General features: G+C 60.3%; 15 protein-coding genes. 5 read left to right on the top strand and 10 right to left on the bottom strand.

What is annotated here, in order from left to right; all coding sequences use genetic code 11:
* Window positions 1-216: 216 nt before the first annotated feature.
* Both ACE04F_RS19300 and ACE04F_RS19295 read right to left on the bottom strand, forming a co-directional pair.
* Window positions 217-414 (bottom strand): YbdD/YjiX family protein, encoded by a 198-nt coding sequence (locus ACE04F_RS19300; RefSeq protein WP_003201656.1) that lies wholly within the window; start codon window positions 412-414, stop codon window positions 217-219.
* Window positions 415-429: 15 nt separating this feature from the next.
* A complete protein-coding gene (locus ACE04F_RS19295; RefSeq protein ID WP_486109171.1) occupies window positions 430-2,496 on the bottom strand; it encodes a carbon starvation CstA family protein in 2,067 nt (688 codons plus the stop codon).
* 158 nt (window positions 2,497-2,654) lie between these two features.
* Between ACE04F_RS19295 and ACE04F_RS19290 the strand changes: the two genes are divergently transcribed.
* Window positions 2,655-3,011, top strand: a complete 357-nt coding sequence (locus tag ACE04F_RS19290; protein WP_486109169.1) for a PilZ domain-containing protein — start codon at window positions 2,655-2,657, stop codon at window positions 3,009-3,011.
* Between the two features lie 63 nt (window positions 3,012-3,074).
* On the opposite strand, the gene radA is transcribed toward ACE04F_RS19290, so the two are convergent.
* The 3 genes from radA to katB are packed head-to-tail and all read right to left on the bottom strand — an operon-like array spanning window position 3,075 to window position 6,634.
* Window positions 3,075-4,442 (bottom strand): DNA repair protein RadA, encoded by a 1,368-nt coding sequence (gene radA, locus ACE04F_RS19285; protein WP_486109167.1) that lies wholly within the window; start codon window positions 4,440-4,442, stop codon window positions 3,075-3,077.
* A gap of 42 nt (window positions 4,443-4,484) precedes the next feature.
* Window positions 4,485-5,033, bottom strand: a complete 549-nt coding sequence (locus ACE04F_RS19280) for an ankyrin repeat domain-containing protein (RefSeq protein ID WP_486109165.1) — start codon at window positions 5,031-5,033, stop codon at window positions 4,485-4,487.
* A gap of 59 nt (window positions 5,034-5,092) precedes the next feature.
* A complete protein-coding gene (gene katB / locus ACE04F_RS19275; RefSeq protein ID WP_486109163.1) occupies window positions 5,093-6,634 on the bottom strand; it encodes a catalase KatB in 1,542 nt (513 codons plus the stop codon).
* A 283-nt stretch (window positions 6,635-6,917) separates the two neighbouring features.
* Between katB and mscL the strand changes: the two genes are divergently transcribed.
* Complete coding sequence (gene mscL / locus ACE04F_RS19270; protein WP_434571690.1) at window positions 6,918-7,331, top strand: large-conductance mechanosensitive channel protein MscL; 414 nt, start codon at window positions 6,918-6,920, stop codon at window positions 7,329-7,331.
* 45 nt (window positions 7,332-7,376) lie between these two features.
* Here mscL and ACE04F_RS19265 read toward each other — a convergent pair whose 3' ends face one another.
* Window positions 7,377-8,153, bottom strand: coding sequence for a ferredoxin--NADP reductase (locus ACE04F_RS19265; RefSeq protein ID WP_486109161.1), 777 nt, complete (start codon window positions 8,151-8,153; stop codon window positions 7,377-7,379).
* Window positions 8,154-8,427: 274 nt separating this feature from the next.
* On the opposite strand from ACE04F_RS19265, the gene ACE04F_RS19260 reads away from it, so the two are divergent.
* Window positions 8,428-9,141, top strand: coding sequence for an autoinducer binding domain-containing protein (locus ACE04F_RS19260; protein WP_486109159.1), 714 nt, complete (start codon window positions 8,428-8,430; stop codon window positions 9,139-9,141).
* A gap of 180 nt (window positions 9,142-9,321) precedes the next feature.
* Window positions 9,322-10,446, top strand: coding sequence for a methyltransferase (locus ACE04F_RS19255; RefSeq protein WP_486109158.1), 1,125 nt, complete (start codon window positions 9,322-9,324; stop codon window positions 10,444-10,446).
* 9 nt (window positions 10,447-10,455) lie between these two features.
* Here ACE04F_RS19255 and ACE04F_RS19250 read toward each other — a convergent pair whose 3' ends face one another.
* Genes ACE04F_RS19250 through ACE04F_RS19240 form a run of 3 tightly spaced genes read right to left on the bottom strand, consistent with a single transcriptional unit; the run spans window position 10,456 to window position 13,092 of the window.
* Window positions 10,456-10,620 (bottom strand): DUF2474 domain-containing protein, encoded by a 165-nt coding sequence (locus ACE04F_RS19250; RefSeq protein ID WP_486109156.1) that lies wholly within the window; start codon window positions 10,618-10,620, stop codon window positions 10,456-10,458.
* A 21-nt stretch (window positions 10,621-10,641) separates the two neighbouring features.
* Window positions 10,642-11,649 (bottom strand): cytochrome d ubiquinol oxidase subunit II, encoded by a 1,008-nt coding sequence (gene cydB / locus ACE04F_RS19245; protein WP_486109154.1) that lies wholly within the window; start codon window positions 11,647-11,649, stop codon window positions 10,642-10,644.
* Window positions 11,650-11,652: 3 nt separating this feature from the next.
* Entirely contained in the window at window positions 11,653-13,092 is a 1,440-nt protein-coding gene (locus tag ACE04F_RS19240) for a cytochrome ubiquinol oxidase subunit I (RefSeq protein WP_486109152.1), read from the bottom strand.
* Between the two features lie 408 nt (window positions 13,093-13,500).
* On the opposite strand from ACE04F_RS19240, the gene ACE04F_RS19235 reads away from it, so the two are divergent.
* Window positions 13,501-14,739 (top strand): MFS transporter, encoded by a 1,239-nt coding sequence (locus ACE04F_RS19235; RefSeq protein WP_486109150.1) that lies wholly within the window; start codon window positions 13,501-13,503, stop codon window positions 14,737-14,739.
* Here the strand turns inward: ACE04F_RS19235 and ACE04F_RS19230 are convergent.
* On the bottom strand, window positions 14,736-16,770 hold a 2,035-nt coding region (locus tag ACE04F_RS19230; protein ID WP_486109148.1), incomplete at its 5' end, for a xanthine dehydrogenase family protein molybdopterin-binding subunit. The two genes, ACE04F_RS19235 and ACE04F_RS19230, sit on opposite strands and share 4 nt — an antisense overlap.

Here is a 16,770-nt window from a genome sequence, read left to right as displayed (position 1 = left end):
TTCGCGAGCAGGCTCGCTCCCACAAGGGATCTGCGGTACCTACAAACTCTGAGACTGCCCCACAAGGGATCTGTGGCACCTGCAAATCCTGAGTCTGCCCCAAAAACAACTGTGGGAGCGAGCCTGCTCGCGATGGCGTCAGGTCAGTCGGTATCTTCATCGACTGACACTCCGCTTTCGCGAGCAGGCTCGCTCCCACAGGGGATTCACCTCAGTTCAACAACACTTCGGCCCACCCTTGCCACCGTAGCGGGCTTCCTGGCGTTCTCGGAAGAACGCCTCGTAGTCCATCAACGGCTTGTCGGGGTGCTTGGTTTGCATGTGCTCGACGTAGTTGTCGTAGTCGGGCATGCCGACCATCAGGCGCGCGGCCTGACCGAGGTATTTACCGAGGCGACTCAAGTCATTGAACATCGTTGCAATCCTCTATCAAGCGTCCGGCAGCGCCTGGAATGGCGCTTCTTTATCCGTGCGCTCTTTCGTGCCCCAGGCGGCGATGCCGACCTTGAGCGCGTAGAACAGGATGCTGAAGACCACGAACAGGAACAACACAGTCAGCGTTGCGTTGGTGTAGGCGTTGAACACCACGTGCTGCATCTGCTCGATGCTCTTGGCCGGGGCCAGGATCTGGCCGGCGGCCAGGGCATCGTTGTATTTGCGCGCCAGGGCCAGGAAGCCGATCGCCGGGTTGGCGTCGAACAGCTTGATCAGGCCCGCGGTGGTGGTGCAGATCAGCAGCCAGCTCGCCGGCAGCAGCGTGACCCAGATGTAGCGCTGGCGCTTCATCTTGATCAGCACCACGGTGGCGAGCATCAGCGCGATCCCGGCCAGCATCTGGTTGGAGATGCCGAACAGCGGCCACAGGGTGTTGATGCCGCCCAGCGGATCGATCACGCCCTGGTACAGCAGGTAACCCCACAGCGCGACGCAGCCGGCGGTGGCGATCAGGTTGGCGGTCCACGATTCGGTGCGCTTGAGGGCCGGCACGAACGAGCCGAGCAGGTCCTGCAGCATGAACCGTCCGGCACGGGTGCCGGCGTCTACCGCGGTGAGGATGAACAGCGCTTCGAACAGGATCGCGAAGTGGTACCAGAACGCCATGGTGTTCTCACCCGGCAGCACCGAGTGGAGGATCTGCGCGATACCCACCGCCAGGGTCGGCGCACCGCCGGCACGGGCCAGGATGGTGGTCTCGCCGATGTCCTTGGCCACCGCTTGCAGCGCGTCGGGGGTGATTGCAAAACCCCAACTGCTGACGGTCTGGGCCACGGCCACCACGTCGGTGCCGACGATCGCCGCCGGGCTGTTCATGGCGAAGTACACGCCCGGCTCGATCACCGAGGCCGCGACCATCGCCATGATCGCCACGAACGACTCCATCAGCATGCCGCCGTAACCGATGTAGCGCGCGTTGGTTTCGTTATCCAGCAGCTTGGGCGTGGTGCCCGAGGAGATCAGCGCGTGGAAACCCGAGACCGCGCCGCAGGCGATGGTGATGAACAGGAACGGGAACAGGCCGCCCTTCCACACCGGCCCGGTGCCGTCGGTAAACTGGGTCAACGCCGGCATTTTCAGCTCGGGCATGGTCACCAGGATGCCGATCGCCAGGGCGATGATGGTGCCGATCTTGAGGAAGGTCGACAGGTAGTCCCGTGGCGCCAGGATCAGCCACACCGGCAGCACCGCGGCGACAAAACCGTAGCCGATCAGCATCCAGGTGATCTGGATCCCGGTGAAGGTGAAGGCCTTGGCCCAGACCGGGTCGGCGGCAATCTGCCCGCCCAGCCAGATCGAACCGAGCAGCAACAGCACGCCGATGAGCGAGATTTCACCGATGCGGCCCGGGCGTATGTAGCGCATGTAGATGCCCATGAACATCGCGATCGGGATGGTCGCCATCACCGTGAAGATGCCCCACGGGCTCTCGGCCAGGGCCTTGACCACGATCAGCGCCAGCACCGCGAGGATGATGATCATGATCAGGAAGCAGCCGAACAGTGCGATGGTGCCGGGGATGCGGCCCATTTCCTCGCGCACCATGTCGCCCAGCGAGCGGCCGTTGCGGCGGGTCGACAGGAACAGGATCATGAAGTCCTGCACCGCACCGGCCAGCACCACGCCGGCGATCAGCCAGAGCGTGCCGGGCAGGTAGCCCATCTGCGCCGCCAGCACCGGCCCGACCAGCGGCCCCGCGCCGGCAATGGCCGCGAAGTGGTGGCCGAAGAGGATGTGTTTGTTGGTCGGGACGTAGTCCAGGCCATCGTTGTTGAGCACGGCGGGCGTGGCCCGGCGCACATCGAGTTGCATCACGTTGTTGGCGATGAAGAGGCTGTAGTAGCGGTAGGCGACCAGGTAGATGGCCACGGCCGCGACGACGATCCAGAGGGCGTTGATCGGCTCTCCGCGGCGCAAGGCCACGACGCCAAGGGCGCACGCGCCTACGACGGCCAGCAGTAGCCAGGGCAGATGGCGTAGCAGGCTATTATTGTTTTTCATTTTTTTATTCCAGCCAGGGTGGACAAGAAAGACAGCCGCCTGAGTTTAGCGCTTACCGGCGTAAAGGCCATACCCGACATTCGTCTGCCGATGGCCAAGCGGGCACGTTGCTGCGCCAGCAGGGTCTATAGTCAGTGAATCTCCAGAGGAAATGCGTAATGAGCGAACGTCGCCGCTTCGTACGAATCGAATTTCATGCCAAGACCGAACTGAGCCAGGGCCCGTTTATCTGGCCCGTGAAGCTCCTGGATCTGTCCCTCAAGGGACTGCTGATAGAAAAGCCCGAACCCTGGCTCGGAAAACCCGAGGAGCCGTTCACGGCAGATATACATTTAAGCCCTGAGGCTGAGGTCAAGATGGAAGTCCGGCTGACTCACGACGACCACGGTCACCTGGGCTTTGTCTGTGAACACATCGACCTGGATTCCATTGCACATCTACGCCGGCTGGTAGAACTGAATCTGGCCGATCATGACGAGCTGGAGCGCGAACTGGCGGCGCTGATCCATATCTGACGGCACCGAGATACCTGTGGCGAGGGAGCTTGCTCCCTCGCTACCAAAACCCTGCACAAGCCGCTACTCGAACAACGCGTCCAACGCCTGCTCCAGGCGTGTCACGGCAATGATCTGCAGCCCCGCCGGCGCTTCCTTCGGCGCGTTACCCTTGGGCACGATAGCGCGCTTGAAGCCATGCTTGGCCGCCTCCTTGAGTCGCTCCTGCCCGCTGGGCACTGGCCGCACTTCCCCCGAAAGCCCGACCTCACCGAACACCAGCAAATCATGCGGCAGTGGCCGATTGCGCAGGCTGGACATGACGGCCGCCATCAGCGCCAGGTCGGATGCGGTCTCCAATACCTTCACCCCACCCACCACGTTGAGAAATACATCCTGGTCGTGAGTAGGAATGCCGCCGTGCCGGTGCAAGACAGCCAACAGCATGGCGAGCCGGTTCTGATCCAGGCCCAGGGTGACCCGGCGCGGATTCGCCAGGTGGCTGTCATCCACCAGCGCCTGAACTTCCACCAGCATTGGCCGAGTGCCTTCCCACGTCGCCATGACCACGCTACCCGGGACTTCTTCCTGGGCACGCGTGAGAAAAATCGCCGAAGGGTTTGAGACTTCCTTCAGGCCCCGATCAGTCATACCGAATACGCCCAACTCGTTGACGGCGCCAAAACGATTCTTCACCGCTCGCAACAAACGCAGCCGACCGTCCGATTCGCCTTCGAAATACAACACCGTATCGACCATGTGCTCCAGCACCCGAGGGCCCGCCAGCGCGCCTTCCTTGGTGACGTGGCCGACCAGGAAAATCGCCGTGCCGCTCTGCTTGGCATAACGCACCAGCAACGCCGCGCTTTCGCGCACCTGGGACACGCCACCCGGTGCCGATTGCAGCTGTTCGGTGAAAATCGTCTGGATCGAGTCGATCACCATCACCTTGGGTTTTTCCAGGCGCGCCGTGGCGATGATGGTTTCGATGCAAGTCTCGGTCATGACGCGCAACTGATCCTGGGGCAACCCCAGCCGTCGTGCGCGCATCGCGACCTGTTGCTGGGATTCTTCGCCAGTGACGTACAGTGCCGGCATGCGGGTGGCGAGGTTGCACAGGGTCTGCAGCAGAATGGTGGATTTGCCGATGCCCGGGTCGCCGCCGATCAGTACCACCGAACCATCCACCAGACCGCCGCCCAGCACGCGATCCAGTTCGCCCGACGCGGTGGAGAAGCGTGGGATTTCTTCGACGCTGACCTCGGCCAGGGTTTTGATCTGGGCTTGTTGCCCGGCCCAACCCGTGCGCCCGGTGGGTGCCGCCGCCCCGCCGCTTTCCACCATGGTTTCGGTCAGGGTATTCCAGGCCCCGCACTCAGTGCATTGGCCAGCCCATTTGGGAAAGGTCGAGCCGCACTCGGTGCAGCCGTACATGCGCTTTGCCTTAGCCATCTGAACTCCGGGTAAAAACCGCGATGATAGCCTAGCCAGGCTTTACTGCGGGGCCGGCATTCTGATTTCGCCCTTCGCCAGATCCGCCGCGCTATTGCCCAGCGGATCCCTGGCCTCCACGTCGGCGCCCTTGGCCTTCAAGGCATCGAGCAACTCGTCACGCTTGAACAGGCCCGCGTACATTGCAGCGGTCTGTCCGGCACCGTTGCGTTGGTCCGGGCTGCACTCGGTGGACAATAAACGGCGGGCGATCTGGACTTCGCCCTTGAAGATGGCGCCCATCAACGCAGTATTGCCGCGTTTATCCTGGGCGCAAGCATCGGCGCCAGCGGCCAACAGCCGCTCCACCGCGAGCGCGTGGCCGTGATAAGCCGCCAGGATCAGAGCCGTGTAGCCCTTCTCATCCCGGGTATCCAGCGAGTAACCAGCCTCGATAAAGGTATCGAGCATGGGCACGTCACCCCGGCGTGCGGCGTCGAAATAATAGTCATGCAACTGCGCCCGCACCGCCGTCGGATCGGCGAGGACAGGCTGCTCGGCCAGCACGCCCACCGACCAGGTCACGAGTATCGATAGAAGAAAATAACGCATCAGGCCACTCCTTTTGACGCAGGACTGTAGGAGCGAGCTTGCTCGCTCCTACAGTTCGATCAGTCGCTCAACTTCTCGGCCAGCGCCTTGACCCGCGCCAGGTCGCCTTTGGCGACACGAGCCACGCCGGTGCCGTATTCAGGGTCAGCCTTGTAGAGGTAAGACAGGATGATGTGCTTGCTCTCATCATCGGTGGTTGCCAGGGACCCACCGAAACTTTCGATCAAATCGTTGCGCTCCTTCTGATTGAACGAGCGGTACAGATCACCCGCCTGCTTGAAGTTCTGCTCACGCTGGATTTTCGCTTGCTGGGTGCTGCCGGTCAGCGCTGACTGGCTATAACGCGCCGCAGGTTGCTCTTCGCGCGGCATCAAGCGGCTCGGCTGGTAGTTCACCCCGGTACTGGTAGCGCCGAAATTCATCGCACCGTCCTGGTTGCCGTTGTTTACCGCGACCTTGGGCGCGTTGATGGGCAACTGCAGCGCGTTCGGCCCGACCCGGTACATTTGCGTATCGGCATAAGAGAAGACCCGACCTTGCAACAGGCGATCCTCGGAAGGCTCGATACCCGGTACCAGATTGGCCGGGGCCATCGCGACTTGTTCGGTTTCCTGGAACACGTTCGCCGGATTACGATTCAAGACCATCTGTCCAACCTTGCGCTCAGGCACATCCGGCCAGATCTTGGTGGCGTCCAGCGGATCGAAGTCAAACTTCGACAAGTCTTGTGGCTTGAGCACCTGAACGTACAGGTCCCACTTTGGAAAGTCGCCTTTATTAATATGAGTGACCAAGTCATTGGTCATGTGGCTGTAATCCTGTCCTTGAACTTTCACCACTTCTTTTGGATCGAGATTTTTTAAACCCTGCAAACTTTTCCAATGAAACTTAACGTAACTGATATCGCCCTGGGCATTGATCAGTTTGTAAGCGTGCACGCCATTGCCGTCCATTTCACGATAGCTGGCCGGGGTCCCGGAGTTGGAATACAGCTCGGTCAGCGTGCGGGTGGCCTCCGGTACGTGGGAAAAGAAATCGAACCGGCGCGAGTCATCATCCAGGTTGGTTCGCGGGTCGGGCTTGAACGCATGGACCATGTCGGGAAACTTGATTGCATCACGGATGAAGAACGTCGGGAAATTATTCCCGACCAGGTCCCAATTACCATCGGCCGTGTAGAACTTGGTGGCGAAGCCTCGCGGATCACGCAGCGTCTCAGGCGAATGATTGCCATGCACCACGGCGGAAAAACGGACGAACACCGGCGTGACCTGACCGGCGGCGAATACCTTGGCCTTGGTCAGATCGCTCAGGTCATTGGACACCGTAAACTCGCCATGCGCACCGGTACCTCGGGCGTGCACCACACGCTCGGGGATTCGTTCACGGTCAAAGCGCTGGAGTTTTTGAATCAGTTGCACATCCTGCAACAAGGTCGGACCGTTGGGGCCAGCGGTCTGGGAGTTCTGGTTATCGCCCACAGCCGCGCCATTATCCCGGGTCAGGGTGGCGGCATTGACGGACAGGGAAAACAGGCTGGCGGTCAGCACAACGAGGGTATGGCGGTTGGAAAAAGCACCAAGGCCAAGGGAAGTGTTCATGTGAGTTTCCTCTGATTTTATAGAGCGCATCCATGTGCGCCTTTCAGAGGCTAGTGCTCGATAAACCGAAACCTAAATAGAAATGCCGTACCGAGCTGATAGAAAAAACAATATGGGGAATCGGCCCCGAACCGCGTATCACGCGCGATTGGTGGCACTTTGTAAACTTTTTGCGAGGAGCTGGGTCGATACTGGCAAGCTTTGTAAGCATGCATGTCAGGCAAGACCCGTTTAGCTGACTTACACTGCGGCTATCAATCTCATCTGTCACAAGGAACAACTCATGGGCGTGCTAAGCGAGTTCAAGGCCTTCGCGGTCAAAGGCAATGTCGTCGACATGGCCGTCGGGATCATCATCGGTGCGGCTTTTGGCAAAATCGTTTCGTCATTCGTTGGCGACGTGGTCATGCCACCGCTCGGCCTGCTGATCGGCGGAGTGGATTTCAGTGACTTGGCGATCACGCTCAAGGCGGCCGAGGGAAATACCCCAGCGGTGGTGCTCGCTTATGGCAAGTTCATCCAGACGACAGTGGATTTCATCATCGTGGCTTTCGCCATCTTCATGGGCGTCAAAGCCATCAACCGCCTGAAGCGCGAAGAGGCCGTCGCTCCGAGCGCGCCGCCTGTTCCGACCAAGGAAGAACAACTGCTCAGCGAGATCCGCGACCTGCTCAAGGCTCAGAACGAGAGGCCTTGAGCATTTGCGCTGGGCCAAAAATGGCGTCCCACGGAAGCCATTTTTTTACCAGTAATTTTCCACCGCCACTTGGCCGGGCCGCCGCGTGAGGCTCAGTTGCAAGCCCCTGGCCTTGAGTAACTTGCGCGTGTCGTCAATCATCTGCGGGTTGCCGCACAACATGACCCGCGAATGCTCTGGCGTCAGCGCGACACCGGCCGCCTGCTCCAGCTCACCATTTTCAATCAACGTGGTGATTCGTCCGTTGAGGGCGCCAGGGTGTTGTTCACGGGTAACCGTCGCAATGAAGCGAAATTTATGGGCGTATTCGACGAGGTAGTCTCGCCGGGGCAACGCGTCGATCAAGGCCTGGTAGGCCAATTCCGGTGACTCGCGGACGCTGTAGACGAGGACGATCCGCTCGAATTTTTCCCAGACCTCGAAGTCCTGCAGGATAGAAAGGAACGGGGCGACCCCTGTCCCGGTGGACAACAGCCACAAATCGCGTCCGTCAACGAAACGGTCCAGGGTCAGGTAGCCAAAGGCCTGGCGCTCGACCAGCAAGCTGTCCCCCGGCTTCAAGCGGCTGAGCTCGCTGGTGAATTCACCGTCCGGCACGACGATGGAAAAAAACTCGAGAAACTCGTCAAACGGCGAAGACACCATGGAATAAGCCCGCCAGACGGCCGTGCCGTCCGCCTTGACCACCCCCAGCCGGGCAAACTGACCGGCGCGGAAACGAAAGCCGCGATCCCGGGTGGTACGCAGGGTAAACAGGTGAGGCGTCAAGGGTTGCACGTCGATCAGGGTTTGGCGGGTGAACTTTTCTGCGCTGTCAGTCATGAGCCTCTCCGACGGGACAAGGGCTGTATTGTCCCGTAAACCAAGCACGTTAACCACTTACGATCAGTAATGGTATTTAACCGTAGGCTAAACATTCCTAAAGAAATCCTTCATCAATCTTATACAAAAGCTAAATAGCGTATCGAAAACAAAGTGAGGCGTCGCCAGTTTACGCACAACTAACTCTGAAGAAAAAAAATGCCTAGGAGCTAGGAAATCTCCTACACTAATTTTCGCAGCTTTGAATTGGATCCACGACACTCAGGAGAACGCCATGGATGCATGGAAAGATTTGCAATTGCGAAAATTGTCGTGCGAACAGGATCTGCAAAAAGCCTATCGCCTCGTACAGAATTTCTTTAATTATCAGGGATTTGAATATTGCGCCTTTACAGCGCTCCCGACATTTGCGGATAGCCACAGGCACCAGATTAATATCAACAACTACCCTTATGGATGGAACAAGCTATATAAACAAAATGATTACGCAGCAAGTGACCCGATACTAGCACATTGCAATCATTCATCCCTGCCAATTATGTGGAACGAAGATGTATTTTGCGAAGTTCCCGAGTTATGGCGAGCACTGGAGCAGCAAGGGCTCAGCCATGGTTGGACCCAAGCCGTCCATGAGGAGCGGGGCACCTATTACAGTCTATTCAGTCTCGCGAGGATGCAACCTCCCATCGACCCGGAGGAGCATTATGGCAACCTGGGCTATGCCATCTTTGCCAGCCAAAGATTGCATGCACTGGCGGGCCGGCGCATGTCTGACACCGAGTCTTCCTCACAGACGGTCCATTTGTCGCCGCGGGAAATTGAAGTGTTGAGGTGGTCTGCCGAAGGGAAGACGGCATCGGAAGTCGGCAGGATCCTCTGTCTTTCGGAACGCACGGTGAATTTCCACGTTAACAGCTGCATGCGAAAACTGAACGTGTCCAACAAAATCTCGGCGGTTGCCAAAGCGGCCCATATCCACATGATCTGATCAGCAAAGCGCAACAGTCCGCTGAAAAACCTACGAGTAATGCCCAGTAAAAAAACGTAACATCCACGGATCCACTTGAATGATGACGTGCCAGGCACGCGACGCAGTTCATTCAGGCGGTCCCGCTGAGACACCTGCCCCAGGCAGCGGGACATCCGTTGATTTGCCAGAGTCCCCGCCATGCCCTTGCTCGACAGTCCCTTCGCCCAACTCGACCTGATCCGCCAACCCGAGCAGCAGAACGAACCGCTGCAGGCATTTGACGCAGCCGATGAGTATTTGCTTGCGTACCTGGCCGAACAGCAGCCGGGGGCGGACGCCCGGGTTCTGGTGCTCAATGATGGCTTCGGCGCGCTGGCGGCGAGCCTGGCCGGCAAGGTCAAGGTGACCAGCAGTGGCGACTCGTTCCTTGCGCTACAGGCATTGGAGAAAAACCTGCTGCGCAACGGTTTGCCCTTCGACGCGGTACCGATCGTGCCCGCCAGCGAACCGTTGACAGGGCCGTTCGACCGCGTGCTGATCAAAGTGCCCAAGACCCTGGCCTTGCTGGAGGAGCAACTGATCCGCCTGCAAGGGCAACTGGCTCCAGGCGCTCAAGTCATAGCCGCCGCGATGGTCAAGCATCTGCCGCGGGCCGCTGGCGATCTGCTGGACCGCTACATTGGCGCGGTACAGGCCTCGTTGGCGGTGAAGAAGGCTCGTCTGTTGATTGCCACGCCACAAGCCAGGACAACCACCGCGTCCCCCTACCCCACTCGCTATTGGTTGGATGAGCCGAAAATCGAGTTGCTCAACCATGCCAACGTATTCTGTCGCGAAGGTCTGGATATCGGCACGCGCGCCTTTTTGCCGCACCTGCCAAAAAACCTCGGCACAGCTCGGGTGGCGGACCTGGGTTGTGGCAATGGCGTGCTGGCTATTGCCAGTGCCCTGCACAACCCGCAGGCCCATTACACGCTAGTGGATGAGTCTTACATGGCGGTCCAATCGGCCGCTGAAAACTGGCGAGCGGCCCTGGGCGAGCGTGAGGTGACCCTGCGGGCCGGCGATGGACTCGCCGGACAAGCGCCGCAATCGTTGGACGTGGTGCTGTGCAATCCACCCTTCCATCAGCAGCAGGTAGTGGGGGACTTCCTCGCCTGGCGGATGTTCCAGCAAGCTCGCGAAGCCTTGGTGGTCGGCGGCGCGCTGTACATCGTCGGCAACCGTCACCTGGGTTACCACAGCAAGCTGGCGCGGTTGTTCCGGGGCGTCGAGCAGGTCGCCGCCACGCCAAAATTCGTGATCCTCAAGGCCCGCAAATAGCTTGTCCGCTCAGTGAGTCGTCAGCCCGGCGGCGTTCATGAACATCCGCATCAGGCTGGCGACGATGAACAGCGCCAGCACACTCCCGGCCCAGATCATCAGCAGCCAGCCGAGCCGCTGCCATAACGGCTTTTTCTCAGCGGCTTCGATGTCTTTCAAGTCAGGCTTGGCCATTCTCGGCACCTCGCAGGTCGGTCAATGGTAGCCATCGTCATGGGTGACCTTGCCGCGGAACACGTAGTAGCTCCAGAAGGTGTACACCAGGATCAACGGAATGATGAACAGCGTGCCGACCAGCATGAAGCCCTGGCTCTGGGGCGGTGACGCGGCGTCCCAGATCGAAATGGACGGCGGCACAATGTTCGGCCACAAGCTGATACCGAGGCCGCTGTAGCCAAGAAAGATCAACACCAACGTCAGGATGAACGGTGTGTAGTTGGCGTTGCGAGCCACGGCGCGAAACAGCCCGAACATGGTGACAAGCACCAGGATCGGCACCGGCAGGAACCAGAACAGGTTTGGCAGGGTGAACCAGCGTGCCGCGATATCGGCGTGGGCCAGCGGCGTCCAGATACTGACGATACCGATCACGGCGAGCACTACGAATGCCAGCGGTCTGGCCAGGTGGTGCATCTGCTCCTGCAGCTTGCCTTCGGTCTTCATGATCAGCCAGGTACACCCAAGCAATGCATAGGCGGCGATCAGCGCCAGGCCGCAGAACACCGTAAACGGCGTGAACCAGTCCAGGGAGCCACCGGCAAACTGACGATTGACCACCTCAAAACCGTCGATGAACGCACCCAGCGCCACCCCCTGGAAAAAGGTCGCCGTCAACGAACCACCGATGAACGCCTTGTCCCACAAGTGCCGCTTCTCGGCCTTGGCCTTGAAACGGAACTCGAACGCCACGCCCCGGAAGATCAGGCCGACGAGCATGAGGATCAACGGCAGGTACAGCGCCGAGAGCACCACCGAATAGGCCAGTGGAAACGCCCCGAATAGCCCGGCGCCGCCCAGCACCAGCCAGGTTTCATTACCGTCCCAGACTGGCGCGACGGTATTCATCATCACGTCGCGGTCGCGCTCGCCCTTGACGAAGGGGAAAAGAATGCCGATCCCCAGGTCGAAGCCGTCCATGATCACGTACATCATGATGCCGAAGATGATGACCACGGCCCAGATCAGCGGAAGATCAATACCCATGACTCAATTCCCCTTGTGCGAGCTGTCGTTGTGGTCCACTTCGTCGTCGCCTTCGTTGGCGGCCGACAATGGACGGGCCGGGGTGCGTTTCTGGCCCGGGCCGCCGTCGCTCGGCTCGGTTTCGTGAGCCACCGGCCCCTTGCGCACCAGGCGCAACATGTAGCTCAGGCCCGCACCGAACAGCGCGAAATACACCACCACGAACATGATCAGGGTGAAGCTCATTTGCGCAAAGCTATGCCCAGAGGATGCATCCGCCGTGCGCATCAGGCCGTAGACCACCCAGGGTTGGCGGCCGATTTCCGTGGTGAACCAGCCCGCGAGAATCGCAATCAGGCCCGACGGTCCCATCCACAGCACCAGGTGCAAAAACGGCCGGGATTGGTAGAGCCGTTCACCACGCCGCAGCCAGAGGCTGCACAGGCCGGTGAAAATCATCAGCAGCCCCAGCCCTACCATGACCCGGAACGACCAGAATACGATGGTCGAATTCGGCCGGTCCTCGGGCGGAAACTCCTTCAGGGCCGGCACTTGATCGGTCAGTGAGTGGGTCAGGATCAAGCTGCCCAGGTACGGAATTTCCACGGCGAACTTGGTTTCTTCAGCCTTCATGTCTGGCCAACCGAACAGAATCAATGGCGTCGGTTCGTCGCCGACGTTTTCCCAGTGCCCCTCGATCGCGGCAATTTTTGCCGGCTGGTGCTTGAGCGTGTTGAGCCCGTGGAAGTCGCCGATGACCGCTTGCACTGGCGCCACCAGCAAGGCCATCCACATCGCCATGGACAGCATCCGGCGAATGGCCGGATTGTCCCGGCCACGAAGCAAATGCCAGGCCGCCGATGATCCGACGAAAAATGCCGTGGCCACAAAGGCTGCGACCGACATGTGCAACAGCCGGTAAGGGAACGAGGGGTTGAACACCACCGCCAGCCAATCCACCGGAATGACCCGGCCGTCGATGATTTCGTAGCCTTGTGGCGTTTGCATCCAGCTGTTGGACGAGAGGATCCAGAAAGTCGAGATCAGGGTGCCAATCGCTACCATGACCGTGGAAAAGAAATGCAGGCCACGGCCAACCCGGTTCCAGCCGAACAACATGACCCCGAGGAAACCCGCCTCGAGGAAAAATGCCGTGAGCACCTCATAGGTCAGCAACGGCCCGGTGACCGCACCGGCGAAGTCCGAAAAGCGGCTCCAGTTGGTGCCGAACTGATAGGCCATGACCAGCCCGGACACCACGCCCATGCCGAAGTTGACGGCAAATATCTTCGACCAGAAGTGGTACAGGTCGCGGTAGGTGTCGTCACGCGTCTTCAGCCACAGGCCTTCGAGTACCGCCAGGTAGCTCGCCAGGCCAATGGTGATGGCCGGGAACAGGATGTGGAACGAGATTGTGAATGCGAACTGGATTCGGGCGAGATCGAGCGCCTCCAAACCGAACATAAGTCTTCCTCTGTCAGGTAAAACCGGCTGCGGGCGGGGCTTGCATCACAGCTCCCTGGGGATATGGAGTGCGATGCTTTTCAAATCGTTCTTTTTTTAGAACCGTCACAACGCAGGATTCTGGCCGGGTGGCCCCCAGCGCAACGCCTGGGCAGGCATTGATCTGGATCAAGCAATGCTCAAAGAGTAGACCCATATTTGCCGATGGACGGCGTGGTCTTTTGTCGCGTGACAGGTTGTCTCAGTGGCGTAATCCCGCTCCAAGTCTGGATTTCCCAGACCTGCACGGACCCACAAAAGCCCGCAGCGGTTTGAATTGATGTTTGGCTAACTATTTTTCCAGCCGCCGCAACTTCCAGTTACAGCTCGGTGATAATCTCGCCCTTCACGTTACCGGACCCGTCATAGATGCCCAGCCAAGCGCCCTTGCTGCTCCGTCACCACCGACCCTTCATTGCCTTCTGGCTGGCCCGGATCTTCACGGCGAGCGGTTTCCAGATGCTCACCGTGGCCATCGGCTGGAACCTCTATCAACTGACCGGCAACGTCTTGGACCTGGGTCTCGTAGGGCTGGTCGAGTTCGCACCGCGGGTGCTGTTCATGCTGCACACCGGGCATGTGGCCGATCGGTATGACCGGCGCAAGGTCGCGGCCATCTGCCAATCCCTGCAAGCGACGATTGCCCTGGCGCTGGTGATCGGCAGCGCCACCGACAACGTCACGCGCGAGATGATTTTCATCCTGGCGTTCCTGCTCGGCGCGGCCCGCTCTTTCGAAATGCCGACTACCCAGGCGCTGTTGCCGAGCATTGTCCCTGCTGCGCTGTTTCCCCGCGCCGTCGCCGCTGCGCAGTCGGCGCAGCAATCGGCGACCATCGTCGCACCTGCCCTGGGCGGTTTGCTGTATGCCTTCGGCAACGTCTGGGTCTACGGGCCGACCGTGCTGCTCTACCTCATCGCCTGCGGCCTGATGCTCAACCTGCCCGCCCGGCAGACGCCGTTGAACAAAGGCAAGGCGACCCTGGATTCGCTGCTGGCGGGTATCCGCTTCATCCGCAGCCGGCAGGACATTCTCGGGGCGATTTCCCTGGACCTGTTCGCGGTATTGCTGGGGGGCGCAACGGCGTTGTTGCCGGTATTCGCCAAGGACATCCTGCTGACCGGCCCCTGGGGCCTGGGCCTGTTGCGTTCGGCGCCAGCGGTGGGTGCCTTGCTGATGTCGTTGTGGCTGGCGCGGTTTGCCGTCGAGCGCAAGGTTGGCCGGGTGATGTTCACGGCGGTGGGCGTGTTCGGCGTCGCCACGATTGCGTTCGGTCTCTCCACTTCGTTCTGGTTTTCCCTGGCGGTGCTGGTGGTGCTAGGCGCGGCCGACATGATCAGCATGGTCATCCGCGCCTCTTTCGTGCAGCTGGAAACGCCCGACGAAATGCGCGGTCGCGTCAGCGCCGTAAATGGATTGTTTATCGGCGCCTCGAACCAGTTGGGCGAATTCGAATCCGGCCTCACCGCCCACTGGTTTGGCACGGTGCCAGCGGTGGTCATGGGCGGCGTCGGCACGCTGCTGGTGACCGGGGTCTGGATTAAATTGTTCCCGACCCTGGCCAACCGTGACCGAATGCACGAACCGGTGGACGAAGCAAAAGCCTAGAGCAACTTATCCACAGTGATCGGGAAATCCCGCACCCGCTTGCCCGTGGCATGGTAGATCGCATTCGCCACCGCCGCGGCCACGCCGACAATGCCGATTTCACCGACGCCCTTGGACCCGAGGGCGTTGACGATGTCGTCCTGCTCATCGACAAACACCACGTCGATGTCGCCGATGTCGGCGTTAACCGGCACGTGGTATTCGGCCAGATTGTGGTTCATGTGACGGCCCAGGGCGTGATCGGTCAGGGTTTCTTCATGCAGGGCCATGCCGACGCCCCAGACCACGCCACCGAGAATCTGGCTGCGGGCAGTCTTCGGATTGACCACCCGCCCGGCGGCGATGGCGCTGACCACCCGATTGACCTTCACCGTGCCCAAGTCTTCATCCACCAACACCTCGACGAAGACCGCCGAATGCGTGGCGGTCGCGTAGGCTTGGCGCTTTTCATCCGGCCCCGTGGAAACCTCTGCCTGCAACGGCATGTCGCCGCTTTTTTGCGCCAGCTCCGCCAGGGCGACACTGGCCTCGCCCAGGCGCAATTCGCCGTCGATGAACGTAACCTGCTCAAGGGTCGCGCCGCTGAAGGCGGGACAGGACTGACGGGCCACGGCGAGCAATTTGTCCCTGAGCGCTTCGCAGGCTTTCTGCACGGCGGTGCCCACCGAGGAGACGGTAAACGAACCGCCCTGCAACGGCGCCGTGGGCAGTGACGAGTCGCCCAGGACAAAGGTGACGTCCTCAAGGGAAACGCCTGACGCCTCGGCGGCGATTTGAGTCATGACCGTGTAGGTGCCGGTGCCGATGTCAGTCGTTGCGCTGCTGACGGTCAACTTGCCGTTGGCGTCCAGTGAGGCGCGGGCGCTGGCTTTTTGCTGCATGGCTTCCCACACGCCGCCCGCCATCCCCCAACCCACCAGTTGCCGACCGTTGCGCATGCTGCGCGGTTCGGGGTTGCGCTTGCTCCAACCAAAACGGTGGGCGCCCTGGGCATAACATTCGCGCAACTCCTTGCTGGAGTACGGCTTGCCTTCGTTTTCGTTACGTTCGGCATAATTGATCAAACGCAGTTGGACTGGGTCGATGGCCAGGGCGCAGGCCAACTCGTCCATGGCGCATTCCAGGCCGATCAAACCAAGGGCGGCGCCGGGGGCGCGCATGTCCAGCGGCGTGTAAACGTCCAAGGGCACCAGCTTGTAGCTCAACTCGACGTTATCGCAGTGATAGAGCATGCCGCTCCACTCCACCACATGCTCGGTGAAGTCCTCGAAGCGCGACGTCTGGCCGACGGCGCTATGGGCCACCGCGAGCAAACGTCCGTTAGCCGCCGCTCCCAGCTGCACGCGCTGGAAGGTCCGGGGCCGGTAGCCGAAGGTGAACATCTGCTGACGGGTCAGGCTGACCCGCACCGAGCGCTTGAGCGCCAGCGCGGCCATTACCGCCAGCGGCAATTGGTACTGCGGGCGCAGCCCGGAACCGAAAGCGCCGCCAACGTAGGCGGCAAACACCCGCACCTGTTCTTTTTCCAGCCCGAACACCTCTTGCACATACGCCTGGCAATTCTGCGTGCCTTGGGTTTTGTCGTGAATATGCAAGCTGCCGTCGGGTTGGTACAGAACGGTCGACGCGTGGGGCTCCATCGGGTTGTGATGTTCTACCGGCGTGCTGTAGGACACGTCCACGCTAAGCGCCGAGCTGGCGTACTCGCCCTGAAAATTCCCACGGGGCTCGGGTAATTCGGCCGGCGCCGGATGCGCTTCGTTTTGCAGAATCGTCAGATCGGTCTGATGGTCCTGGGTCTCGTAATTGATTTCAACGAGCGAGCCGGCATAACGCGCCAGCTCGAGATTTTCCGCAACCACCAGGGCGAGCGGCTGGCCGCTGTAGAGAATATGGTCATTGAACAATGGCCGGAACGGCGACCCCTCCGCGGCATCGGCATCCTGGTAGGGCTCGTCGTAACTGGCGATCTTCGGGCGGTTGGTATGGTCGATCACTGCGACAACCCCCGGCAGCGCCAACGCCCGGGAA

The organism is Pseudomonas sp. AGC41 (assembly GCF_057334555.1).
This window is presented reverse-complemented; position numbering and strand designations above follow the sequence as displayed.

Excerpts from the sequence above, each read along its gene's own strand:
- ACE04F_RS19300 (WP_003201656.1), bottom strand. The coding sequence starts at position 414 with ATGTTCAATGACTTGAGTCGCCTCGGTAAATACCTCGGTCAGGCCGCG.
- ACE04F_RS19295 (WP_486109171.1), bottom strand. The coding sequence starts at position 2,496 with ATGAAAAACAATAATAGCCTGCTACGCCATCTGCCCTGGCTACTGCTG.
- ACE04F_RS19290 (WP_486109169.1), top strand. The coding sequence starts at position 2,655 with ATGAGCGAACGTCGCCGCTTCGTACGAATCGAATTTCATGCCAAGACC.
- radA (WP_486109167.1), bottom strand. The coding sequence starts at position 4,442 with ATGGCTAAGGCAAAGCGCATGTACGGCTGCACCGAGTGCGGCTCGACC.
- ACE04F_RS19280 (WP_486109165.1), bottom strand. The coding sequence starts at position 5,033 with ATGCGTTATTTTCTTCTATCGATACTCGTGACCTGGTCGGTGGGCGTG.
- katB (WP_486109163.1), bottom strand. The coding sequence starts at position 6,634 with ATGAACACTTCCCTTGGCCTTGGTGCTTTTTCCAACCGCCATACCCTC.
- mscL (WP_434571690.1), top strand. The coding sequence starts at position 6,918 with ATGGGCGTGCTAAGCGAGTTCAAGGCCTTCGCGGTCAAAGGCAATGTC.
- ACE04F_RS19265 (WP_486109161.1), bottom strand. The coding sequence starts at position 8,153 with ATGACTGACAGCGCAGAAAAGTTCACCCGCCAAACCCTGATCGACGTG.
- ACE04F_RS19260 (WP_486109159.1), top strand. The coding sequence starts at position 8,428 with ATGGATGCATGGAAAGATTTGCAATTGCGAAAATTGTCGTGCGAACAG.
- ACE04F_RS19255 (WP_486109158.1), top strand. The coding sequence starts at position 9,322 with ATGCCCTTGCTCGACAGTCCCTTCGCCCAACTCGACCTGATCCGCCAA.
- ACE04F_RS19250 (WP_486109156.1), bottom strand. The coding sequence starts at position 10,620 with ATGGCCAAGCCTGACTTGAAAGACATCGAAGCCGCTGAGAAAAAGCCG.
- cydB (WP_486109154.1), bottom strand. The coding sequence starts at position 11,649 with ATGGGTATTGATCTTCCGCTGATCTGGGCCGTGGTCATCATCTTCGGC.
- ACE04F_RS19240 (WP_486109152.1), bottom strand. The coding sequence starts at position 13,092 with ATGTTCGGTTTGGAGGCGCTCGATCTCGCCCGAATCCAGTTCGCATTC.
- ACE04F_RS19235 (WP_486109150.1), top strand. The coding sequence starts at position 13,501 with ATGCCCAGCCAAGCGCCCTTGCTGCTCCGTCACCACCGACCCTTCATT.